We start from the raw sequence: 24,012 nt of genomic DNA, 5'->3' as shown, positions 1-24,012 counted from the left end.
GAGGGAACCAGTTGCGGTGGCTTCAACGGTTAGCCGCCCTTTCGAGGGCTTGCTGATTTGGGTAGCTAGGTGTCTCGCCGAGCCTTATCAGCGCGATGTCGTCCTTGATTTCCACACTGCCGGGAGCAGGCCAAACCGGCATCGTTGAAAGACGGATAATTGTTCGGTCGACTTGATCCGGCGTTGCGCCGTTCAAATTGGAATAACCCAGCAGTTTCATGTAGTAGGCAATCCGCCAGGAATTGCCGCCGTCCCATTCGAAGAAGGAGTATCCCACCGTTGAGCCGGGCGTTCTTGGATATGTGGTCGCAAATGGCTGCGAGCCGAAAACGCTGATGGCATATGTGCGTTTTGCGTCATACCCCGGTGTCGTCGACAATCGGTTGTAGATCGAGACGGCAAGAAGAGTATCGTGCTTGTCGAGTAGGTAGTTGGATGCCTGGCGAGAATTCTGGATGACCTGGATCTGGAAAAGCGCCACCGCCAGCAATATCGCCGACGGGACCTGAATCCTGGGATTTTTGCTCGTCACAGCTACATAGGCAAAAAGCCACACCGCGATCGGCGCTCCAGCCAGACTTCGGGTGGGCATGTTTCCGGCGGCGAGGAAATGAAAACCGAAGGGAACGAGTAACGAAGCGAAGGCTGCTGCCGTCAACAGCAGTCTTGGACGGGCGGTGTCCTTAAAAACGGCCAAGCCACCCAGCGCGAGCAGTGGCGGAATCGCCCATAGCGCAGCACCATAGGTGGCAAAGTCGAGGCCGTACACGCCTTTTACAGCGTTCAACACGCGCCCAATGACAGTCGCCGGATGTTGAAACAGAAAGCTCAGTTGGAAAAGAGATTCGAAATACTCGTTTCTCCCGGTGACAAATGACCTAAAGATAACGTCGCCGAGTTTGTAGAGCAGCGTAGCGCCGACCAGGAGGACTCCCATCCGAAACAGGTCCGTAGGAAATGATTTGCTGGCGTCAGATCGCGCCCGAAGAACGGAAACCGCGATGCCCAGTACAAGTATTCCAGGCGCAAAACTCTGATAAGTCGAAACCGCGAAGCTGCCGGCGACTATTGCGCATAAGAAACGCAGGCTGAGGACCGAATTGTCCCCTTTGCTAACGAGCCAAACCGAAAGAGCCATCGCGAAAAGACCGATCCCGATCGTGGCAATATTCGAGTAAAACTCGACCATGAAGAACCATGTCGGGAAGCCGCAGAAAAGCGCAAAACATGCGTACTCCGCCGCGGAGAGCTCGTGCTTGTCGATGATGTCCATGACAAGGAGGTAGGCACCAACACAGCCCAGGCCAAAGATGCCTGGTGTGAGGAAAGGTATGATGGGATTAGGAAGGATAAATGTCTCGATGAGGTAGGCGCCCCAGCGCCCTTGGATAATCCAGATCGAGGCCTCCGTTCTGAAGGCTGCGACCTCCTCATCAATCGATAGTTGGAAGGAAGTCAGTTCAGAGAAATACATCACGGCAAAGATCGCGAAGAGATTAATTGCCGGTCGGATGGTGCTTGTTCGCGTCAGCATGGTCTGCGGAGTATCCATCGAGAAATCAGGAAGTTGAGGACGGTCGTCGTGGCAAGGGTCATGAAGAACGCGACAACGGTGTTTTGCAGAATGCCTTCGAGAAACTGAAGGGTAGTCAATCCGATCACAAACACGACAGCGATCGAGCCGCCGATGGCCAGCCTGTCGGCAATGCCGGTACGACCGCCGGGAAATACGCGGTCGGGATAGAACACCATCGCAAACGCTAGGCCCGCCAGCCAGGCAATCGCGTAGGAAAGGGCCGATGGGAGTACGGTGAGGCCGGCGAAATAGACAAGGCTGGTCAGCGCGGTGTTCAGGCCGCCGGCGACAAGAAAGCGGATGGCATCCGCGCCGATGCGATCAGCTGCCATCCCGCCCGACCACAGCGAGGAAATCCGAATAGTCTCTGATGTAGTCGGCTGCATCATACGGATGTGAAGCCATGACCAACAGGACAGTATCGGGCTGGAACTTGTACTGAATGCCCCAAATTCCCGGGGGTAGATGAAGGCCGATCGACGGATCAGACAACGACACCTCTTTTCTGTCATGACCGTCATCGACGACCACCGAAAGCCGGCCATGGGCCGCGATCAAGAACTGATGACACTGGCGATGCGCATGTTCCCCCCTGACCTTGTCGGAAGGGACCCCATAGACCAGGAACGTGCGCGCCGGCCTGAAGGGCAGGTTCGAGCCGAACTCGAGCGGAGCAAGCTCGCCGCGCAGGTCGCTGAAATGCGGCAGCCGCCAGAGCTCGCAATCGCCAACGCCAAGTGGCATTCTGTCGCCAGCTGCATTGGGGATCGCTTGTGTCACCACCGGTTCCACTTGCGGGCCGGTCTGATAGCCGATGATGATGGCTGGATTTCCAACCACCACGGCATTGGCGGGGACGTTCTTGGTCACCACCGCGCCGGCGCCGATCATAGCCTGACGGCCGATGGTTATGCCCGGCAGAATCGTCGCGTTGGCGCCGATCGACGCGCCATCCTCGACGGTCGTCAGCAGAAACGTTTCGGGGTATTCCTTCGAACGGGGGAAGCGATCGTTGGTGAACGTCGCATTCGGGCCGACAAAGACGCGATTGCCCAAGCGAAGGCCGTCCCACAATTGGACACCGCACTTTATGGTCACTTCATCGCCGATGATCACATCATTCTCGATGAAAACATGGTCGCAAATGTTGCAATTCGAGCCGACCACGGCGCCGGGTAGGACGTGGGCAAACGCCCAGATGCGGGTTCCTTCGCCGACGTGCGAAGTCTCGCAAATGCCACGGTCATGAACAAAGAACGGTCTGTCCGTCATTTGGATGTTCCATCGACGACGCGGCTTATGATTCTGAGCGGGCGCGATTTGGTGTTTTCAACAGCGCGCCAAAGGTAGCAGCCAAGAATGCCCTGCACCGCAAGGCTGGCCGATCCGAAACCGGTGATCAGCAGCACCAGCGTCGTGTAGCCGGCAGGGTCGATCTTGCCAAGCAATCGGGCAACCACGGTGACGAATGCGAATATCAAGCTTAGTGCGCAACCGACAATGCCCGCCCAGAGCGTCAGAACGATCGGAAAGTCGGAAAACGAGAATATGCTGTCCATCATGTAGCGGAACCTGCGTGCCATGCTCCAGGCGCTCTTTCCATGTTCTCGCTCGCGGCGGCGATAGGCTACGAATTCTCGCCTGAATCCCACCCAGAACAGCTGCACAACAAGCGAACTGTTCGGCTCTTCAATCGACAGGATCGATTCCAGCACCTGGCGATTGCAGGCGAAAATATCGACCCCGCCACTCGGCATGCTGGGCAGGACCAGCTTGCGGTAGGCAGCCCAGAAGGCCTTGGACAGAAAACGGGTCAGGGGCGGATCATCGCGCCCGACCCTGCGGCCAAAGACGACATCCGCCCCGTCTTTCTCCAGTATCGAAAAGAACTCGACGATGAGTTCCGGCGGTTCCTGCAGATCGGCGGCCATCGCGGCAACCTGATTGCCTGAAGCATGTTCGAGGCCGGTTCTAATGGCGGTGAAGGAGCCGAAATTGCGGCTGTGGAAGATGATCTTGTAGACATAGGCGGAGTTCTTCAACTCGGTGACCAGCAGGGCGCCCGATTCATCCGGCGACCCGTCGACGACGAAGACAAACTCGATGTCGCCTTGATACATGGAATGGAAATTAGCGATCGCTTGCAGAAGGGAGGGGATGTTCGCCTGATTTCGATAAATCGGGAAAACGATCGAGCGTGTTGTCACATTGCCTCCCATTCGCCGAGGGCCAGGCACACCTGCTCTATCTCGTTATTCGTCATGTCGGGATAGCAAGGGACGGAACAGAGTCGGCCCACGCTGGCTCTTGATACAGGGAGGTTCTCAATTCCTTTCATCGGCAAGTCCGCCCAGCCGACCTGGTCGCAATCCAGCACAGGGTAGTGAATTTCGGTATCCACGCCACGCTCTTTCATGAACGCTCTGAATGCATCCCGATCGTCACAGAGGGCCACGGCGAGGTGGGCGACAGCGCCGTCGCCTCCGTTCAAGAATTTCACCCGGCGCCTGGCGACGGACTTGTATCGGTCCAGGATGGCGCGGCGTTGTTCATTGCGATTGTCCACATCAGGGAGCAATACATCCAGTATCGCGGCCTGGACCTCGTCCATGCGGGAATTTCGCCCTCCCGGGATGCCGACATGATACTTTGAAGTCCAGCCATACTGTTGCAACTGTCGCACTTGTCCGGCGAGTGCAGGATCAGAGGTGAGGACCGCGCCGCCGTCACCCATCGCGCCGAGATTCTTGGTCGGGTAAAAGCTGAAAGTAGCGATATCTCCAAGTGACCCGGCCATATTGCCGCCGATACGGGCCCCGTGCGCCTGAGCGCAATCCTCGACGATCGGAATGTGTGAGAGGCCAGCCAGTGCAAGTCCAGCTCTGATGGCCCGGACATCGACGACACCGCCATAAAGGTGTGTAACGACGATTGCAGCGGTATCTGCGCAGACTGCTTCCTGCACTGACTGCAACACTTACGAGCTGGCTGGCCGGTTCGATGTCAACATAATGCGGAATGAGATCGTTGTGCCAGCAGGCGCAGCTGGCATATCCCCCAGCGTTGGCCGTCATGATCACTTCGCGGCCGCGTGTATCGCCGAGTCTGGCGACTGAGGCCAGGGCGAGCTCAAGGGCGTCCGTTCCGTTGGCCACAAGGACACAGTCCGACACCCCTACAAACTCCGCAAAGTTCGCGGCGAATCTTCTTCCCGTGCTTCCGTTGAGCCACCACCCGGAACGCAGCGTGCTGGCTACTTCGCGGTCGATTTTGACCTCGTAGCGCTGATATAGGCGCTTCAGATCATTCATCGGAACGGCATTTGGCTTCGTCATCAACAACTCAAGAGTCTAGCGTAATTCATCTGGCACGTTCGCGAGTCTGTAAGTTCAGCAGCCGCTAACGTAGCGAAAATCTTGCATTGTGGGCGTAACAGAGTACTGGAAAGAAGTGGCACAAATATTGGGATTCTACCGTCACCGCAACAGGCCCTGCGCGCCGTTGCTCACGAAGAGCGCCATGAGCCTAGGGTCTTGCGACTGTCCCAGCACGCTTGGCCGGCTCCATCGTTAGGGATTCCACCCGACCACTTCTTAGCGTCAGTCTCTTGGTGCATACGCTTTGGATAAGGCCTTCGCTATGACTCGCCAGAACGATAATGCCGGCCCTTTCCGCAAGTTCGTCCATGCGCCTCTTGGCCTTCTCCTGGAAAGAGGCATCGCCGGCGCCTATCCACTCGTCCATCAACAGAATCTCGGGATCGAGCGCGGTCGCCGCCGAAAAGGCCAGTCGCGCGGCCATCCCTTGGCTGTAAGCCTTGAATGGCAAATCGATGAAATCCCCGAGCTCGCTGAAAGCAATGATGTCCTCCATCTTCTCTTCGATCTCGGCTTCCGTCCACCCGCTGATCAGTCCACGCAAAACGATGTTCCTGCGACCGGTGGCCTCGCGACGAAAGCCTATGTTGATGTTGAACAGAGCGTCGACTTTTCCTTCTATCGCCACGTTTCCGGCGGATGGCTCGTAGATGCCGTAGAGCACCTTGAGAAGGGTAGTCTTGCCGGCACCGTTCGGGCCAACCAGCCCCAGCCGGTCGCCGGCCTTCAATTCGAAACTGACGCCGTCGAGCGCCTGCACGAACTGCTTTCTGCCCGAGCCTTCGATTCTACCGCCTGGCCTGCCCACACGCCGATCCGGCGCGGAAAGCGTCAGCTTTTCGTGCAGTTTGTAAACAAGGCCTACGTTGTCCAGCTTGATAGAAACCATCGAAAACTCAGATGATGAAGATGATTTGCCTGCGATAACGACCAAGCAGCAACAATGCAATCATCCATGTAGCCAAAGACATGACGATCGTTACAGTGAACGCATGAGCTGGAAATTCTCCCTTCATGATCGGCAAACGGACGATCTCCAGAAAATAAGTGAACGGATTCCAGTGGTAGGCGTATTTCTGGACACCCTCTTGGCCGTTATACACCCAGAAAACGGGTGTGAAGAACATGCCGACCCGCAATAAATTGCCAACAATGAACTGGCTGTCGGGAAAGAAAGCTCCGAGAAACGCGAATACGGTGATCATTGCGGGCGTGACCAGCAGTATCAGGAGCAGTCCTGCAACTGACCATAGCCACGGAGAGGCGATCGAAGGGCCGCTCAAAAGCAAAATGGCAACGCATCCCGCGATCGCATAGCCCGCCCTTATCGAGGATTGCAATGCCAATCGCATCACATACACAAACAAAGGCAGCGTCGTGCCTTCGATGAAGCTCTCTTCGCGCTGAAAGAGCGACACGCTCAAGGACATGACTTCCATCAGGTAGAACCATACCAGGAGGCCTATGGCGACATAGGCAGCATAACCCGCTGCATCCTTGCCGGCGGGCTGGAACACGAAAACGAATGTGCCTACGAACGCGACGTAGTTGACCAGGAGCCAAAGAGGGCCGAGCGTCGTGCGTCTGTGCTGGTCGCCGATGTCCTCGTGGGCAAGCGCGATCCACACCCGGTGCAATCTCATAGCCTTGCTGATGTCGTCGACGGCGCCGTTAAATACTGCAATCATCGCTGATGGTGTCGCATTTTGTTTCTGGGATTCATAGCTGTGATGGAGCCGCCGGAGACCTCTTCACATCGATTGCGACACGCATATGGCAAGGCGCTGCGTCGTAGTGAAGCTGCCAGCGATTCGCAAAGCGCACATCGGGATATGCAGTACGATCTCCCGTTCCTTGCCAACCAGACGAAGTTCGCCGCCGATCCAAAGCACATCACGACGTCGGATCTGCGGTCGGTCATCCGACGAGACGCGCAGACCGCGGCGGCAGGGCGACGAGCTGGTTGATGACACATGCTTGAGGCCCACCGTTGCCGAAAACCAGGCGCTGGTCAGAGCACTGCGCGTGCCTGTCAGGTGTTTTTGGCGTGCAATGATGGATGACAGGCGCGATGCTGTTCGCCTCATGCGACCGGCGTTTCCTGGCTGCCGTTCCAGCAGTGTGCAAGGGGCCCGACTGCATCCACACCAGCGGCGGCGGTATACCTGACATGTCGGGCGCCCGGGAGCTGGGGTAGGGGCGGAAAGGCTGCTTGTGACCTGTCCTGACTTTTCCGGCTTGGCGATCCATCGTCCGCAGTGGGCTGGATCGGAGCGGTACGTGCGGCGTTTCAATAAATTTCGTCCATGACACACCCCGGCAACTTGCTTCATTGTCGGCTCCAACTGCGCTCATCGCGACTTTAACTTGCGAAGCGACGTTTGATGCGATCGACCATCGCTCGTACTGGGGCGGATGCGCGCCAGGTCGTGCTGGAGGTCATGGCGGCCACGCGGGCCTCCGCGTCCAGGCTTGCCTTCCGCATGCGTTCAATCTCGTCGACCAACTGCGAATTGTCAGAGCGCAGGCGCTCCAGTTCGGCATGGATTTTGGGCGAGTGCACGCTGGCTATATGAGACCATAGCTGTCGTTGTGATCGGTCCAGGTAAGTCTCCCGGTCCAATGCGTGGGGCTGGAGCTGATCCCGGACTGCAGACGCAAGCCTGCCGAGGCCCATCACGGCTACGGTGTCTGGAAGGAATACAGTCGCGTGAGTGGTGCCGAGATGATCAAGAAAGCGCTCCGCATTGACAATCGCGTCGGCGATCAGGTTGGCGTCGTGCAAGCAAACGATGCAATTCGGTTCCATGAGTGGCAAAACGCCGACAAAGTCCGAAAAACAGGCCTTATCGGTATGCTCTCCGTCAATTAGCGCAAGCGTGGCCTTGGGGTCGATCGCCTCGGGACGCACATCGGAGACGTCACTATCTATCGTGGTCAGTTTGGCCATTGCAGCGGGCGGAAGCAAATCCGAGAGCATGGCGACCATTCGGGCCGCCGAGTTTTCTGGGTAGTGAAAGACCTGGGCGCGCTCGTCTGGCTGGGCCGCAGGCCGCGGATCGACTGATACCGCGACTTCGCAGGCCGGATCGATCAGGTGCGGGAACAGGCTGCCGCCGAGATGTGAGCCAACCTCAAGGTAAACATAACGGCCGAACACCGATCGAGCGAAGTTCTGCACCCGCAGGAAACTCGTGCGGTCACTGAGGGTGGTCTCAGTCTTGACCTGGAAAACGGCAATGTCGAGCGTTTCGATCATGCCCATCGCTTGATCGGCGGTTGGCATTGGGGTGGCTCCGTTTAGCAATGGGTTGCGGCTGGCTTGCACAGCGCTGTTGGTTGGCCGTCGCAAAGTGATTGTTCAGTTGCACTTCGGCTGGATATCCGCAACAGCATATTCCGATTCGAAACCGAAGTGGCTTGAAAGGTCGATTGTGAACCGTCTCTATACAGATCTCCTCATCAAGATCATTGCCAATACCATCTACAGCTCCGGTTCGCAGGTGATTGACCCCTCGAAGGTGGGAGAGTCGACCCCCTTTAATCGCGAGGATCGCCTCCTGGGTCGCGATTGGCCGACAATTGCTCATTCTATGGCGGGTGTGAAACGTTTGACGAACGTGCGTGACCTCGTCCAGCGAGCCATTAATGAGAACGTGCCTGGGGATTTCATTGAGACCGGCGTTTGGCGCGGTGGCTGCAGCATCCTCATGAGGGGAGTACTGGCCGCCAATGAGGTAAAAGACAGGAAGGTTTATGTCGCCGACTCATTCGACGGTCTGCCGCCGCCGGACGCCGAGAATTTTCCTGCCGACCAGGGAGACAGACTACACGAATATCGCCAGTTGGCGATTGATCAGGCTCAGGTTGAATCCAACTTTGCTGCCTATGACCTTTTGGACGATCAGGTGATCTTCGTCAAAGGCTTGTTCGGGGATACCTTGCCTGACTTGAAAGCCGGTCCATTCGCCCTCATCCGGCTGGACGGCGATATGTATGAGTCGACGATGGACAGCCTTGAAGCGCTTTATCCAAGGCTGTCGCCCGGCGGCTTTGCGATCATCGACGATCTTGCGCATCTGCCATGCCTGCAGGCGGTCGAGGATTACCGCGCACGTAACCGCATCAAAGCTAAGATACACGAGATAGACTGGACCGGCGGTTGGTGGCAAAAGCCGATTGCCCACAGCTGACCCATGGAATCGCGATGAAACCGAATCACGTGTCCATCGTTGTTGTCGCTTACAACATCGCCCGAGAACTGCCCCGGACCCTGCTTTCGCTGGCAACGCCCTATCAGCAAGGCGTGACGACGGACGACTACGAGATCATTGTCGTCGACAACGGATCATCACCAGCCGTTCGCGGGAGTCTGGTCGCGGAATATGGGCCGAATTTTCGCCTGCTGCGCATCGATGACGCATCACCCTCGCCTGTGGCTGCCGTCAACCGCGGGATACAGGAGGCCAAAGGCGACAAGATCGGGGTGATGATCGACGGCGCGCGGATCGTGACGCCCGGTTTGGTGCATTTCGCGCGCATCGGCCTGGACATGGCACCGATGGCAGTAGTGGCTGCGCCTGGCTGGTATCTTGGAAGCGATATCCAAGCCAATGCGCCTGCGAATGGTTATACAAAGGCCATCGAGGATTCGCTTTTGCAATCCATCCTATGGCCGGAAGATGGGTATCGGTTGTTCGAGATCGGGACGATGGATGAGTCGTCGGTCGATCCGTGGTTCTCACCGATACACGAAGCGAATGTCCTCTTCATGAGCCGGGAGGGTTGGCAGGCGATCGACGGCATGGACGAGCGCTTCAGCTGTCCGGGCGGCGGCCTGGTCAACCTCGACACGCTCGAACGTGCGATGAAGCTGTCGCAAGCACAGCTCATCCTCACTCTGGGAGAGGCTACATTTCACCAACTGCATGGCGGGGTGTCCACCAACGCAAGCGTCGAGCGGCAGCGCAAGAACTGGATCGTCTGGAAGGCTGAAAGGGATGCATTGAGGGGGACAGGCGAGTTTACTTTTCACACCCCCTCGGCATTCGTGGGCTCGCTGCCTTCATCGCTTCTGCCGCACCTTGCCCGGGCGACAATTGCAAACCCATTCAGGGTCGCTCCAGCCACCGCCGCGGGCTTTAGGGCGCAGTTGAAGCCCCCAGAAGAACGCGTGCCGACGAACCGGACAGCGGCGACGCTGGTTGAGTTGGCCAAGGGTCAGTTTCAGTCGGGGCATTACCAGACGGCGGCAGACATCCTTCGCATGGCAAGCACGCATGCACCAGCCGAGCTTGCGGCGTCGCGACTTCTTTCTTCTGCCGGCATTCTTGCCCGACACAATCCAGTTCGAAACGCCGCCTATTTTACTGGGATCGGTGATGCGTACTTTGCCATCGGCGACAACGAAACGGCAGAAGTCCAATACCGCAAAGCATTAGACCTCAACCCTGATACTGTGGGGGCCCATGTCGGCCTGGCCAACACACGGATGTCCGGGCCTTTCTACTACGACTGGCTGGAGCGTCTTTACTCGGAGCTAGAACCCGCGGTCGTGGTGGAGATAGGCGTCTGTGACGGCGTATCGCTCTCCAAGATCAAGGCTCCGGCTCTTGCAATCGGGATCGATCCCAATCCACGCGCCACGGTAGCACTCAGCACAGAAACGCACATTTTTCCTGAGACGAGTGACGCCTTTTTTGATCGCGGCGGAGCGGATGTCTTGCTAGCCGGCCGCCCGGTGGGTGTAGGGTTCATTGACGGTCTTCACACTTTCGACCAGGCATTGCGCGATTTTGCGAACCTCGAACACTACTGCGACATTGGCTCGGTTTTGCTCGTGCACGACACTGTTCCCCTGGACGACACGACGCAAAAGGTTCCGCCGACAACGCAATTCCACACCGGCGATGTCTGGAAAATGGTTCCGGCACTCAAGGCGCTTCGCACTGATCTCGACGTGTTTACCATTGCAACGCCTTGGACTGGGCTCACCGTCGTATCCGGCTTTGGCAAGCGTAGATACGATCCTTCGTGGATTGTCCAAGCGGAAGAACGCTTTGCAAACATGGAATTTACCGAGATCGCGGCAAATCTTGGGGAAGCGCTTTGCCTGGTTGCAAACGAATGGGAGCCGGTTTTTGCGCGGCTCAGGACCAACCTCGTTGATAAGGGGAGGAGACAGCCACAATCAGAGCAACTGGCGGTGGCAAAGTCCGACGCCAAGGAGGCTACGATGGGCGGGTTCTTGCATCAGTACTTTTTGAACAACAACGGCAAAGAGATCTACAAATGGCTGCACTATTTCGAGGTTTATGAACGTCACTTCGAAAGGTTCAGAGATCGAAGGCCGGTCGTCGTTGAAGTCGGCGTCTACAAGGGAGGATCGCTTGAGATGTGGCGAGCCTATTTCGGCGAGGGCGCGCGAATTATTGGAATCGATATCGATCCTGCATGCAAGGCGCACGAGTCGCAAGGGGTGGAGGTCTTCGTTGGAAGCCAGGATGACACTCAACTCCTCGATCGGATCGTCGAGAAGTATGGTCCCATCGACATCGTCATCGATGACGGCAGTCACATGATGGACCATGTCATCGCGACATTTGAGCATCTCTACCATCATGTGCAGCCGAACGGCGTTTACTTCGTCGAGGACACGCATACGAGCTATTGGGAGGACTATGGCGGCGGGCTCCGCAAGCCGGGGTCGTTCATGGAATTTGCCAAGGGAAAGCTCGACGAAATCAACGCTCATCACGCTCGTGGCGCGTTGCCGGCGAACGCCTTCACCCATGCAACAGACTCAATCTGTGTCTATGACAGTATTGTCGTCTTTGAAAAGCGGCCGCAGGGCAAACGTCAGTCTCTCATGACAGGACAGGGGTAGATCGAGTTCCGGCCATGCTGGTGTTCCCTCGGTTCTCACACCGCCAAGCCAATTTATCGGTTCTGGCTTCGGGTTTTCGAGAGTCACTTCCCGAGAGCGCGAGGTTAGGACTTCTCATACCGCCGCCGAAGCCGCCCGTCCTCTGCCGATCGCCCAGATGAAGCCGACGATTCGCGCGCGACCAATTTCAATCTCTCCTGCGAGCCCAAAGAAGGATCTTTCGGTTGAGGTCACAAAAGTTGCAAGGACTGAAACTTCTTTGTCAATTGCGCGCAGCATGGTTTGGCTGCTTTCAGCAGCGGCAGCGTGCGAATTGGATTCACCGAGCGCGATCTGGCGACTCTTGGCAATTTCAAGTTCGATCGAGCCGACCTGCTCGCCCAGTTTCGTCAAAGAGGCGGCATTGCCCCCTAGAATTTCGGTATTTGATTGCAACATCATCAGAAGCGCCGTTGGTTCTGGCGAATCTGCCGTCCATGCAGCTCCTTTACGATGTGAAACCATCTCCGGCGCGAATGCGAGAGACCAATCTCTAGGAGGCGCTCGCGGGCCGTGCGGGCAGTTGCGGGCGTTGTTTGAAGCGAATGAGATCAACCGCGTTGTAGATGAGGCTTAGTTGATCTTCCGGTATCCCCCTCGAAGGCACTTAAGCCTACACGCTTCGCCTAAAGTACCTTTGCTCCGCAGCGGTTCCAAACGTGGCGGGACCTATTGAACTGGAAATTCAACTCGACCACGCCGCCCGAGCGAGAAAAATGGCCGCCGTCGAAAGCTATTCCCCGCTCGCCGATGAGGCCCATCGGACACTCGATCGGGACCCGCAATGTCTCGACAGAGAACGCCTCATTGCCAGCATTTTGATTGGGAGGGCTTATGGGGACCAGAATGGGAACTGATTGGACAATGCACAGCCCATTGCCAGGCGCCTGAAGTTGGAAGGTACTCGCGTCTTGCGCGCGGGACGATCAAGCCGGAAGTGGCGCCTTAACCACACGCACATCTAAAAAACCTCTGGCGATGCCCCCGACTCCGCGCTATGCGATAGGGGGCGGCGGGATTGAAGATTTGGCACTCTAACAGGTGGCCGGTGACGGATGAAGTCGATCTGGCGCCACTAGCGTACTTCGCGCCTGGAGTTCAGTACTATCCATGACCTCATACGTAGAAGTCGTGTCTGGACTTCGGCCGAATATGCGGCTCCTAATTGTCATCGTGATGGCCACCCTGACGCTTGGCGTGGGCGAGCATTGACGACTTGAGCAACTACCCATCATCCGGAAATTTGCACGATGCGACGCCGCAGGCCGCCGAAGCGGCGCCGAAAGCAGCGAAGCGTACCTGCATCATGGTGATCGGCATGCATCGATCGGGCACCAGCGCCCTGACTAGGGCGATTAGCCTGCTTGGTGCTGAGCTGCCGAAGACCATGCTTGGCGCCAATCCAACCAACGAAGAAGGCCACTGGGAGCCGCAACGGCTGATGGAGCTTAATGATCGGATGCTGGCCGAGCTCGGCAGCCGGTGGGATGATTGGAGATCCCTTGATCCCAACGTTCTTATTCCGGGGCGCCTGCAATTCTACCAGGCCGAGATCGCTCGGCTGATTGACGAAGAGTATGGCAGTGCCTCGCTCTTCGTACTCAAGGAGCCGCGAATATCTCGTTTCGTGCCGCTGTACATGGGTGTCATGAAGCAAATGCGTATCGACGTTCGCTATGTGCTGATCGGGCGCAACCCCTTGGCGGTGATCGCGTCTCTGGCCAAGCGTGACGAATTCACGGTCGGTTTCAGTTCCCTTCTTTGGCTGCGCCATGCGTTGGAGGCCGAGCACGCGACGCGGGGCCAGCCGCGGATTTTCCTATCCTATGAAGGCATGTTTGATCAGTGGCGCGAGGGGATCGACGGGATCACAAGCACCCTGAAGATCGACTGGCCTCTGCCCAAGGCGGAGTGGTCGGCAGCCCTTTCCAATCATTTTGCGGATAAGCATCAGCACCATGCTGCGAGCCGAGGTCAGTTAGAAGCTGACCCGAGGATCGATGATTGGATCAAGCAAGTTTACGGCGCAGTGAAGGTACTTGAGGAAGACCAGGCCGATGCCGCGGCGATGTCGCGACTTGATGCGGTGCGTGGCGCCTTCGACAGCCTCAATCCGGTTTTCGGAGCAGCGTTCTTTGCCGAGATATCCGCTCGCGAAAAGGCGGCCGCCGAACGGCTGGCGCAGCAGCGATGCGCTGCCGACGAACAGGTGGCTGAGTTGGAGAGGAACCGCGCCGAAGCGGCTGCAAGAGGGGCGCAACTGACGGAGCAATTGAATGACCTCCAGCGTCTGGCCGAAGAGCAGAAGGCGGATGCCGCGGCCCGTGAAGCTGATCTGAGGGCAAACGCCAAAGCCCGCGAGGCTGATTTGATGGCAAAGGCCGACAGTGAAGCGCTTCGGGCCAACGATGCGGAAAGCCAGCTTGAAAGTGTGGCCGAACAGTTGAAGGCGGCTCAAAAAGAAACGATCCAGATAAAAAACAGCCATTCGTGGAGGGTGATGTACCCGGTCAGGTATCTAAAGTCGCTACTAAGATCTGACGCCGGATAGACGGGCGACAGTGCGTAAGAGCCGGTCGTGACAAAGAAACATCCTTGGCATGTAAACAGGTGCGGATCTGAGATTGACGAGCTATCTCTCCGGCAATGTTGGGTCGCGCATAGGATTCGATCCAACTCCAATCTAAAGCGCCTCGGCCTCGGCGCGCGCCTCCCGCCGGATCGCCTAGATTGACAGGTAACCACGTGCATTTCCAAAAAAATCTGGCGAAGCCCCCAACTCCGCGCTATGCGATAGAAGGCGGCGGGTTGAAGATTTGGCACTTTGATAGGTGGCCGGTGTCGGATGACAATCGATCTGGCGCCACTTTAGCGTTACTATCTTCGCGCCTGGAGTTCAGTACTACCCAATGACCTCATACGTAGAAGCCGTGTCCGGACTTCGGCCGAAGATACGGCGCGCTATCATCATGCTTCAGGACATCGTCATGGTCCTGATCGCGGTGGCGCTCAGCCTGGTTTTGTCGCGGTCTGGTCTGTCGTTCGGGGCGCTGTCGCCCACGGGCCTGGCGTGCTGGGCAAGCATCGTCGTTCTAAGCCATCTCCTGTTCAGGTATTGCGGGCTCTACAACACAGTGTGGCGGTTTGCCTCGACGCCCGATTTCTTCAACATCCTGAAGAGCTGCGCGACTTTGACTGTCCTGCTCTATCTCGCCTCGCTGACGTTTCGTACCTTCCAGCCGGTGATCGGCCTCAACGAGCGCCAGTTCATTGTCTTTTTCCTCGTCTCCTTCACCATCATCTCTGCTCCCCGGCTCTACTACCGGTTCCTCCGTGACGGAGCGAGCTGGGCGATATTGAGCCGCGGCTCGAACAATCCGCTGGTCAAGCAGGCGCTGTTCGTCGGCAGGCTGGGCGAGGCTGACGTCCTCATCAGGTTCACGCGCACCGCGAACCCGGCGGAATATTCCATCGCCGGCATCATGGCGATCGGCACCGAAGCGCCTTTGGGCACGCGCATCCAGGGTGTTCCCGTGGTGGCCGTGCGCCCCAGTCTGGTCGAGGTCCTGGAGGAATACGCCAAAGGCACGCAGAATCTCGACATGCTGATTTTCGGCAACGGCGCCGAAAGCGAGATCGAGGAATACGCCGAACTGGTTCGCGTCGCCCGCCACAGCGGCATATCCGTCGTGCGGTTCTCGGGCGTCTCCGAGCTCGGGCAGGGCGGCAAGCTGGTGCTCGACGCCGTCGAGATGGAAACGATCATGCGTCGTTCGGCGGTTGCCACCGACGTCGGACGCATCAGCAGCTTCGTCAGCGGCAAGCGGGTGCTGGTGACGGGCGGCGCCGGCTCCATCGGCCGCATCCTCGTCAAGCGTTCGCTGGAACTCGGCGCCGAGGCCGTGCTGGTCGCCGATATTTCCGAGTTCGGCATCTTCCAGCTCGATCAGCTGATCGACGAAGAGGACCATGCCCGGCTGACGAGCCGCATCATCGACGTCACCGACCGGCGGCAGATGACCCGCGTCGTCAGCGAGTTCAAGCCTTCCATCATCTTCCACGCGGCGGCGCTCAAGCATGTGCCGCTGCTCGAGGAGAACTGGGAAGCGGCGATTCAGACCAATATTTTCGGCACGCTTGCCTGCGCCGAAGTCGCGGCCAAATGCGGGGTTCCGCAGTTCCTGCTGATCTCGAGCGACAAGGCGGTCGATCCGAGCTCGGTGCTCGGCATCACCAAAAGGGCGGCCGAGCAGATCGTCAGCTCGCTCCACGAAATGCAGGCGGCCGGGCAGGGCGGGCGCCGGCCCGGCACCAAGTTCATTGCCGTGCGCTTCGGCAATGTGTTTGGCTCCACTGGCTCGGTCGCCACCATCTTCCAGGCGCAGATCGAGGCAGGCGGCCCGGTCACCATCACGGATCGGCGCATGACCCGCTATTTCATGACGGTTGCCGAGGCCGTCGACCTCGTCATCATGTCTGCCGCCGATGCCGAACAGCGTCCGGGCAAGGACGACTATGCCATCTATATGCTGGACATGGGCAAGCCGGTGCCGATACTCGAGGTGGCCGAAACCATGATCCGTATGGCCGGCAAGAGCCCCTACACTGACATTCCGATCCGCTTTACCGGAATCAGGCCCGGCGAGAAGCTGCACGAGACCCTTCAGGGCGAGAACGAAGAGATCGTCACGCTCGACATCGCCAAGATTTTCGGCCTGAGGACCGACGTCGTGGAATGGCCGAGAATCCAGGCCGCGTTGACGTCGCTGCAGGCGGCGATTCGGGACCAGGACAAGGCGGCCGCCCTTGCCGTGCTGGCGGAACTGTATCAGGCGGAAAAGCCCGTTGCTGGCGCGCGACTGGAAGCACTGCCGAAAATAGTTGGACAAACTCGTTAGACCTGTCCTGCGCGGCAATGATTGGCTATTGAAACCGATCCGATAGCCATTTGTGCAGCCTAGGTGATTCTAGACCCGTGACCAGACAAGATCAGCGTGTGGCCGTGCTGCTGGGCGCGAAGGACGGTGCGGCCTTCATTGAGGAGCAGTTGCAGTCCCTGCTCGCCCAGTCGCATCCGCTCGTCGACCTGTGGGTTTCCGACGATGGATCCACCGATGGCACGCAAGCCCTCGTCGAGGCTTGGCGGCCTCGCTGGACTAAGGGCTCCCTGACCCTGGTGAAGGGGCCCCAAAAGGGCTTCGCCGCCAATTTCCGCTCAATGATCGTCGATCCACGCATCGACGCCGACTACTACGCCTTTTGCGATCAGGATGACATCTGGGAGCCTGACCGGCTGGAGAGCGCGCTGCGCTGGATGCGATCGCTCGACGCGGAAACCCCTCTTCTGTTCTGCTCGAGAACCGCGACGATCTCAGAAACCGGGAGTGCTGCAGGCTATTCGCCGCTGTTCCGGCGCCCGCCATCATTTCGCAACGCCCTGGTGCAGAGCATTGCCGGCGGCAACACGATGCTGATCAACCGCGCCGCCCGTCACCTGTTGGCCAAGGCATCGGCAAAGACGGAGTTCGTCAGTCACGACTGGTGGGCCTACTTGATCGTCACCGCCGCCGGGGGCATGGTCCGCTACGACCCGCGGCCCTTGGTGCGCTACCGCCAGCACGCGGCAAACCTGGTCGGCGCCAATGTTTCCTGGAAAGCAAGGCTCTCCAGGCTCGGGCGCCTGTTCAGAGGTGAATTCGCCAGCTGGACCGACAGCAATCTCGGTGGTCTCGCAGTCAACCGCGACATACTGACCAAGGACGCTGCGGCCTGCCTCGGCCTGTTCATAAGGGCTCGGAACGGCGGTATCTCCCGCCGCTTGCGGCTTCTGCGCAGAAGCGGCGTTTACCGACAGACACTACCGGGGACGCTTGGCCTCTATCTGGCATTTGTCTGGCGCCGGATCTAGAGCATGGCCCCAAGCGGATTCCGGTTTTTGGAAAGGGCTATGCTCAAACAAAAAGATAGAGCCCCATCCCGATTCTACCGAGATGAAACAGGCTCTAACCCATGAAAGGGCACAAGCGAGCGTTCGATCTGGTGATCGCAGCCTCGATGTTGGTGGCGACGTCGCCCGTGCTGCTTGTCGCTTTGCTGGCGGTCAAGGCGTCGTCACCCGGCCCGGCTCTGTTTTCGCAGATCAGGGTCGGGCAAGGGGGCGTGCTTTTTCGCTGCCACAAGCTGCGGACCATGTACCGGGGAACGCCGTCCTTGCCCACGCATGAGGCGCCGTCACAGGCCATTACCGCCGTTGGCAAGGCATTGCGCCGGGCCAAGATCGACGAGCTGCCGCAACTCTGGAACGTGCTCAGGGGCGAAATGAGCCTGGTCGGGCCGCGGCCGTGCCTGCCCACGCAGACCGAACTTGTGGAGCGTCGCCGGGCGCTCGGCGTGCTGTCGGCGCTTCCCGGCATCACCGGCCTCGCCCAGATCCGCGGCATCGACATGTCGGACCCGAGGCTCTGCGCGGAAACCGATGCCGAATATCTCAGGACGGCCTCGATCGGCCTCGATCTCAAAATACTGCTAGGGACGATCTATCGCGCGTGAGCGGCGGCCGATTTGCGCCGCCGCGCCAGTTCGGTGAGTTGGTCCAGCGTGTCGGCTTGCGGAATCCATCCCTCCGAGACAAGCAGCGACGGATCGCAGATCTGACTTGCCGTCAGGGCGTCCCACGCCTTGCCTTTGCCAAGCACCTTCGCCGCCGCGCGCAGGGGGGCTCCCGGCACGGCAAGCAGGCGCGGCGGCCTGCCGAAGCCGCGCCGAAAGGCGGCGACGATCTCGGAAATAGTGGCGGGCGGGCGGTCGCCGGCGACATAAATGGGCTGAAGCGCCGCCGGCTTGGTCAAAAGCTGCAGCACCGCGCCGGCCACCGCGTCGGACGAAATCAGCGAGCGGATCCCGGTCAGGGCTCCTGTCGGCAGCGGCAGGGCGGTATCGGCGAGCCGCATCAGCGTTGCCAGGTTCCCCTTCATGCCCTCGCCATGAACCGGCGGCAGGCGCAGCACCGCGGCGTCGGAACGGCCGGCCGATCGATAGGCATCGAGCGTCCTGATCTCGCCTTCGCGCTTCGAGCTGCCATAGGCGTCTTGCGGGGCAGGGGGCGTCTCCTCATCGATGGTGCCGCTGAAGCCGGGACCGACCACCGCCCGGATCGACGACAGGTAGAGGAAGCGTCCGCTTGCCAGCGTCGCCGCGGCACCCGCAAGCTGCCCAGTCAGCGCTCCGTTCACCGCCAGATAGTCGTGCTCGCTGGCGTCGCGGTCATTGTTCAGCGCCGCGCAGTGAACGACATGCGTCACATCCTGCATCACCGCCAGGAACGCATCGGCCGGGGCATCGAAGCCGGGCAGCAGAACCGCGTCGCTTGTCCGCCCCAGCCGTTCCGGGTGACGCGAGGCGATCCGCACCTCGAGCCCAGCATCGCGCAGTCGATTCACGACCTGGCGTCCGACGAGTCCCGTCGCGCCTGTGACCAGCACTTTCATGGCGTTACCCCGGGTTTGCGCATCCCCGTGGTCAGGCGGCCGGAGCCGCCGCCGCCAGCTCCCGCGGCAGCTCCTGCTGGCGTCCCGATGCGAGGTAGGTCCCGGCGACCACGAAGACCATGAATGTCGAATCAAGGATATCGTGGCCGAGCAGGATGCCGGTCATTCCGCCGATCAGGTAGACGATCACCGTGACGGCGACCATCGTTGCGCCGAAGCGCTCCAGCGGATCGGCGCTGGCGCGCAGGACCCTTGCCGCGTTCCACGCCGCGACCACGAAGATCGCCGCCAGCGTGATGGCCCCGGCCAAGCCGGCCTGCACCAGCGCGGTCAGGAAACCGTTGTGGAAATGGCTGAAGCCCGCGGCCATGCCGAACTGGTCGTGAAAACCTTGTTTCATCAGCGCCTGGCTGGCGGCGATGCCATGGCCGAAAATCGGAGCGTCCCGGAACGCATCGAGCCCGATTTGCCACAGGGCCACGCGCAGTCCCGTCGCCGTCGAATGGTCGCCCTTGGCAAGCGCGTCCCAGTCGCTGAATAGGAAATCCGCACGTTCCGACACGATGTGGAAACCGAGAATGCCGATCACCAGCGACATCGCGGCGGCGATCAGCAAGAGACGCACGAGACTTGCCTCCTCCAGCTTGCGCCGGTTGATCAGAAGCACGGCGAGGACCGATACCGGCACGGCCACCCAGATGATGCGTGTGCCCGAATAGAGGATCGCGATGATGCCGGTCACGGCCGCCAGGAGCAGCAGGCCCTTGGGTCGCTCAATGCCTGAAAGCGCGCCGGCCAGACACATCATGACGCCGAGGCAGGTGACCGTGGCGAATGGGATGGCGTTTCCGGCTCCGCCCTCGGCCCGCATGCCTAGCCAGTAATACTGCGCCACGGCCAGCACGAGGGCGCCGAAACATGCCGCCATGCTGGCCACCACGACGATGCGGGCAAGCGTCGCCTTGGCGGTGATGCTCCAGGTCGAGTAGGAGATCGGGAAGAGCAGGAAGGTGACCAGCGCCAGGAGATGCGGCGCATCGGCCCGGAGCGCGTTGTTGACGACCGACGCCAGCAGATATGCCGCGCAATAGGCATAGATCGCGACCGTCATGGCGAGCATCGGCGGGTCGAAATTGAAGCGCCGCCGCCTCAGGGCGAGCAGAAGCACCGACCAAAGGCCGCCGCCGTTGAACACGAAACTCACGGCCGAACCCAGCACCGGCGGACAAAAGAAGCAAAGGATCGAGAAGTAGACGTTGATCTGCGCGGGCGTGAGGTGCCGTCTGATGGATAAAAGCGGGTTCAATGCTCTGTTTCGCAATGTCTGGGGGTCGTTGGGACGCCGTGTTGGTCCGCGACGGCGGACGCGATCACCTTCGAAGCCTATCTGGTGCCACGGCGCGCGGGTAGCATTTGTGGCCGGTATAGCGGCTGGGTCCGATTCCCGATAGTGCGGCCGCTGGAGGGCTCATCACAAATCGGCAGCCCGGCCCGCATCCGCGTGAGCGGGAACCTCGCGCTGCCGGGCTGGCTGCGGTCACCCGAAAGGCAATAGTTTCTCCGTTCTTTGTCATGCATCAGGCGGTAGGGCAGGATTTTCCCACATACGCACCGATCGTGGAAAATTCATTCCGGATTGGCCGTCTGGCGGGCGCGTCTGGCATTGTTCCCCGCAATCGCGATCTGCTAGAACGCCGGCACGAATGTCCAGAAGCAAAGCTTGAACCGGGCTGTTTCTACGAAACGGTGCCTGATCCGTTGATGCAAGGTCTGGATGGCACGAGAGAACGCTCACAGTCCATGAATATCGCCCTTACGCACCTGCAGCGGCTCGAGGCCGAATCCATCCACATCTTCCGCGAGGTGGCGGCCTCCTTCTCCAAGCCCGTCATGCTCTATTCGGTCGGCAAGGATTCTTCCGTGCTGATGCACCTGGCGATGAAGGCCTTCTTCCCGGCCAAGCCGCCTTTTCCCTTCCTGCACGTCGACACCACCTGGAAGTTCCGCGAGATGATCGCCTTTCGCGACCAGATGGCGCAGAAACTCGGCTTCGACCTCCTGGTGCACGTCAACGAGGACGGCGTGCGCGACGGCATCAACCCGTTCGACCATGGCTCGAACACCCATACCCATGTGATGAAGACGGTGGCTCTGCGCCAGGCGCTCGACAAATACGGCTTCGACGCCGCCTTCGGCGGCGCCCGCCGCGACGAGGAGAAGTCGCGCGCAAAGGAGCGCATCTTCTCCTTCCGCAACGCCCAGCATTCCTGGGATCCGAAGAACCAGCGGCCGGAAATGTGGAAGATCTTCAACACCCGCATTGCCGCCGGCGAGTCGATCCGCGTCTTTCCGCTGTCGAACTGGACCGAGCTCGACATCTGGCAGTACATCCTGCAGGAAAACATCCCGATCGTGCCGCTGTATTTCGCCAAGGAGCGGCCGGTGGTCGAGCGCGACGGCATGCTGATCCTCAAGGACGACGACCGCATGCAGCTGCGGCCCGGCGAGGCGGTCGAAAACCGGCTGGTCCGCTTCCGCACGCTGGGCTGCTATCCGCTAACCGGCGCCATCGAGTCCGATGCCGACACGCTGGAGGCCATCGTCGGCGAGATGCTGACGGCGCGCACCTCGGAGCGCCAGGGCCGCCTCATCGACCGCGACGAAGCGGGCTCGATGGAAAAGAAGAAGCGCGAGGGGTATTTTTGAGCATGCGCCACATCATGGCCAAAAGCCTCGCCCCCACCGACTCGATCCGCGAATACATGGCCGCGCAGGAAAAGAAGTCGCTGCTTCGCTTCCTCACTTGCGGCTCGGTTGACGACGGCAAGTCGACGCTGATCGGGCGTCTGCTGTCGGACACCAAGCAGATCTTCGAAGACCAGCTTGCCGCGCTGGAGCGCGATTCGCGCAAGCACGGCACGACAGGCGACGACATTGATTTCGCGCTGCTGGTCGACGGGCTCGAAGCCGAGCGCGAGCAGGGCATCACCATCGACGTCGCCTACCGCTTCTTCGCCACCCCGAAGCGCAAGTTCATCGTCGCCGACACGCCCGGCCACGAGCAGTACACGCGCAACATGGCGACCGGCGCCTCGACCGCCGATCTCGCCATCGTGCTGATCGACGCGCGCCAGGGGGTGCTGCGCCAGACCAGGCGCCATTCGATCATCGCCTCGCTGCTCGGCATTCGCCACATTGTGCTGGCCGTCAACAAGATCGACCTCGTCGATTTCGACCAGGCGGTGTTCGACAAGATCGTCGAGGACTACAGCCGGTTCTCGCACAATCTCGGCTTCCAGACGATCGCGCCGATCCCGATGTCGGCCCGCTATGGCGACAATGTCTCCAGCCGCTCCGCCAACATGCAATGGTATTCCGGGCCGACACTGATCGAGCACTTGGAAACCGTTTCGGTCGACGAGGCCGCGGTCGAGCAGCCGTTCCGTTTCCCGGTGCAGTACGTCAATCGGCCCAATCTCGATTTCCGCGGTTTTGCCGGCACCATCGCTTCCGGCTCGGTTGCGCAGGGCGACGAGGTCGTCGTCGCCAAGTCCGGCAAGTCGTCCCGCGTCAAGCGCATCGTCGCCCATGGCGGCGACCTTGCCCAAGCGGTCGCCGGCCAGGCGATCACGCTCGTCCTCGACGACGAGGTCGAGGTGTCGCGCGGCAACATTCTGGTCGCGCCAGCGTCGCGGCCGCAGGTCGCCGACCAGTTCGCCGCCAACATCGTCTGGTTCGACGAGCATGCGCTGCTGCCCGGCCGCTCCTACATCCTGCGCACCGAAACCGACCAGGTGAGCGCCACCGTCACCGAGCTGAAGTACCGCGTCAACGTCAACGACTTCGCCCACGAGGCGGCGAAGTCGCTGGAGATGAACGAGGTCGGCATCTGCAATCTCTCGACGCGCTCGCCGATCGCCTTCGACAATTTCGCCGAGAACCGCACCACCGGCGCCTTCATCCTGATCGACCGCATCAGCAATGCCACGGTCGGCGCCGGCATGATCCTGCATTCGCTGCGCCGCGCCGAAAACATCCATTGGCAGTCGCTCGATGTCGGCAAGCGCGGCCGTTCCGACCTGAAGAACCAGCGCCCGGCCGTGTTCTGGTTCACCGGCCTTTCCGGCTCTGGCAAGTCGACCATCGCCAACCTGTTCGAGAAGAAGCTGTTCGCCTCCGGGCGCCACACCTACATCCTCGACGGCGACAATGTCCGCCACGGTCTCAACCGCGATCTGGGCTTCACCGACGCCGACCGCGTCGAGAACATCCGCCGCGTCGCCGAGGTCGCCCGCCTGATGGCCGATGCCGGCCTGATCGTCATCGTCTCCTTCATCTCGCCCTTCGCCGCCGAACGGCGCGTGGCGCGCGAACTGATGGCCGATGGCGAGTTCGTCGAGGTGTTCGTCGACACGCCCTTCGAGGAATGCGCCAGGCGCGACCCGAAGGGCCTCTATGCGCGCGCGCTGAGTGGCGAGATCAAGAATTTCACCGGCGTCGATTCACCCTATGAAGCTCCGGAGAATCCCGAAATCCATCTCAAGACGCTCGGCAGATCGGCCGAGGAGATGGTAGAGGCCCTGGAACTCTGGCTGAACGAGCGCGACATTGCCGAAGACCAATACGACAGCGGCGGCGGCATCTGAC

20 protein-coding genes are annotated in these 24,012 nt (G+C 59.8%); 8 read left to right on the top strand and 12 right to left on the bottom strand.

Annotation, left to right across the window (positions count from 1 at the left end):
• Positions 1–22 precede the first annotated feature (22 nt).
• The 9 genes from EN857_RS06010 to EN857_RS05965 form a co-directional block, all read right to left on the bottom strand.
• On the bottom strand, positions 23–1,552 hold the full coding sequence (locus EN857_RS06010) for a glucosyltransferase domain-containing protein (protein WP_128346380.1): 1,530 nt from the start codon (positions 1,550–1,552) through the stop codon (positions 23–25).
• Positions 1,528–1,908 (bottom strand): GtrA family protein, encoded by a 381-nt coding sequence (locus tag EN857_RS06005; protein WP_127391634.1) that lies wholly within the window; start codon positions 1,906–1,908, stop codon positions 1,528–1,530. Before EN857_RS06005 ends, EN857_RS06010 begins: the two co-directional genes overlap by 25 nt.
• Positions 1,898–2,848 carry a WxcM-like domain-containing protein gene (locus EN857_RS06000; protein WP_127310548.1) on the bottom strand — a complete coding sequence of 317 codons (951 nt, stop codon included), beginning with the start codon at positions 2,846–2,848 and terminating at the stop codon, positions 1,898–1,900. The genes EN857_RS06005 and EN857_RS06000 overlap by 11 nt, the downstream gene beginning before the upstream one ends.
• A complete protein-coding gene (locus EN857_RS05995) occupies positions 2,845–3,783 on the bottom strand; it encodes a glycosyltransferase family 2 protein (RefSeq protein ID WP_210212306.1) in 939 nt (312 codons plus the stop codon). The genes EN857_RS06000 and EN857_RS05995 overlap by 4 nt, the downstream gene beginning before the upstream one ends.
• On the bottom strand, positions 3,780–4,541 hold the full coding sequence (locus EN857_RS05990; RefSeq protein ID WP_189521631.1) for a DegT/DnrJ/EryC1/StrS family aminotransferase: 762 nt from the start codon (positions 4,539–4,541) through the stop codon (positions 3,780–3,782). Before EN857_RS05990 ends, EN857_RS05995 begins: the two co-directional genes overlap by 4 nt.
• A gap of 560 nt (positions 4,542–5,101) precedes the next feature.
• Positions 5,102–5,842, bottom strand: coding sequence for an ABC transporter ATP-binding protein (locus tag EN857_RS05980; RefSeq protein ID WP_127310551.1), 741 nt, complete (start codon positions 5,840–5,842; stop codon positions 5,102–5,104).
• 7 nt (positions 5,843–5,849) lie between these two features.
• On the bottom strand, positions 5,850–6,641 hold the full coding sequence (locus tag EN857_RS05975) for an ABC transporter permease (protein ID WP_127310552.1): 792 nt from the start codon (positions 6,639–6,641) through the stop codon (positions 5,850–5,852).
• A gap of 63 nt (positions 6,642–6,704) precedes the next feature.
• Positions 6,705–7,040, bottom strand: a complete 336-nt coding sequence (locus EN857_RS05970; RefSeq protein ID WP_127310553.1) for a hypothetical protein — start codon at positions 7,038–7,040, stop codon at positions 6,705–6,707.
• Between the two features lie 275 nt (positions 7,041–7,315).
• The gene (locus EN857_RS05965) at positions 7,316–8,239 is read right to left on the bottom strand and encodes a class I SAM-dependent methyltransferase (protein WP_127310554.1); all 924 of its coding nucleotides are present in this window, start codon (positions 8,237–8,239) and stop codon (positions 7,316–7,318) included.
• Positions 8,240–8,387: 148 nt separating this feature from the next.
• On the opposite strand from EN857_RS05965, the gene EN857_RS05960 reads away from it, so the two are divergent.
• Positions 8,388–9,146: a TylF/MycF/NovP-related O-methyltransferase gene (locus EN857_RS05960; protein WP_127310558.1), complete on the top strand. Its 759-nt coding sequence runs from the start codon at positions 8,388–8,390 to the stop codon at positions 9,144–9,146.
• The gene (locus EN857_RS05955; protein WP_127310555.1) at positions 9,119–11,839 is read left to right on the top strand and encodes a class I SAM-dependent methyltransferase; all 2,721 of its coding nucleotides are present in this window, start codon (positions 9,119–9,121) and stop codon (positions 11,837–11,839) included. Before EN857_RS05960 ends, EN857_RS05955 begins: the two co-directional genes overlap by 28 nt.
• Positions 11,840–11,953: 114 nt before the next feature.
• On the opposite strand, the gene EN857_RS05950 is transcribed toward EN857_RS05955, so the two are convergent.
• Positions 11,954–12,280 carry a hypothetical protein gene (locus tag EN857_RS05950; protein ID WP_127391635.1) on the bottom strand — a complete coding sequence of 109 codons (327 nt, stop codon included), beginning with the start codon at positions 12,278–12,280 and terminating at the stop codon, positions 11,954–11,956.
• Between the two features lie 814 nt (positions 12,281–13,094).
• On the opposite strand from EN857_RS05950, the gene EN857_RS05940 reads away from it, so the two are divergent.
• The 4 genes from EN857_RS05940 (at position 13,095) to EN857_RS05925 (ending at position 18,427) form a co-directional block, all read left to right on the top strand.
• Entirely contained in the window at positions 13,095–14,429 is a 1,335-nt protein-coding gene (locus EN857_RS05940) for a sulfotransferase domain-containing protein (protein ID WP_127391636.1), read from the top strand.
• Between the two features lie 358 nt (positions 14,430–14,787).
• Positions 14,788–16,776, top strand: a complete 1,989-nt coding sequence (locus EN857_RS05935; protein ID WP_187331202.1) for a nucleoside-diphosphate sugar epimerase/dehydratase — start codon at positions 14,788–14,790, stop codon at positions 16,774–16,776.
• Between the two features lie 98 nt (positions 16,777–16,874).
• Positions 16,875–17,786, top strand: coding sequence for a glycosyltransferase family 2 protein (locus EN857_RS05930; RefSeq protein ID WP_245478364.1), 912 nt, complete (start codon positions 16,875–16,877; stop codon positions 17,784–17,786).
• A gap of 101 nt (positions 17,787–17,887) precedes the next feature.
• Entirely contained in the window at positions 17,888–18,427 is a 540-nt protein-coding gene (locus tag EN857_RS05925) for a sugar transferase (protein WP_127310934.1), read from the top strand.
• On the opposite strand, the gene EN857_RS05920 is transcribed toward EN857_RS05925, so the two are convergent.
• Together EN857_RS05920 and EN857_RS05915 are read right to left on the bottom strand one after the other, a co-directional pair.
• Positions 18,415–19,365: an NAD-dependent epimerase/dehydratase family protein gene (locus EN857_RS05920; RefSeq protein ID WP_135858096.1), complete on the bottom strand. Its 951-nt coding sequence runs from the start codon at positions 19,363–19,365 to the stop codon at positions 18,415–18,417. The genes EN857_RS05925 and EN857_RS05920 overlap by 13 nt on opposite strands.
• Before the next feature lie 31 nt (positions 19,366–19,396).
• The gene (locus EN857_RS05915) at positions 19,397–20,671 is read right to left on the bottom strand and encodes an O-antigen ligase (protein WP_127283825.1); all 1,275 of its coding nucleotides are present in this window, start codon (positions 20,669–20,671) and stop codon (positions 19,397–19,399) included.
• 494 nt (positions 20,672–21,165) lie between these two features.
• Here EN857_RS05915 and cysD point away from each other — a divergent pair, with 494 nt between their 5' ends.
• Positions 21,166–22,071: a sulfate adenylyltransferase subunit CysD gene (gene cysD, locus EN857_RS05910; protein WP_127283826.1), complete on the top strand. Its 906-nt coding sequence runs from the start codon at positions 21,166–21,168 to the stop codon at positions 22,069–22,071.
• 2 nt (positions 22,072–22,073) lie between these two features.
• Entirely contained in the window at positions 22,074–24,011 is a 1,938-nt protein-coding gene (cysN, locus tag EN857_RS05905; protein ID WP_187331201.1) for a sulfate adenylyltransferase subunit CysN, read from the top strand.
• Position 24,012: the final 1 nt, after the last annotated feature.

The sequence above is a fragment of the Mesorhizobium sp. M4B.F.Ca.ET.214.01.1.1 genome, assembly GCF_004791545.1.
GTDB classification, from domain to species: domain Bacteria; phylum Pseudomonadota; class Alphaproteobacteria; order Rhizobiales; family Rhizobiaceae; genus Mesorhizobium; species Mesorhizobium abyssinicae.
The sequence above is the reverse complement of the archived record's forward strand: the minus strand, read 5'-3'. Positions and strand labels throughout refer to the sequence as shown.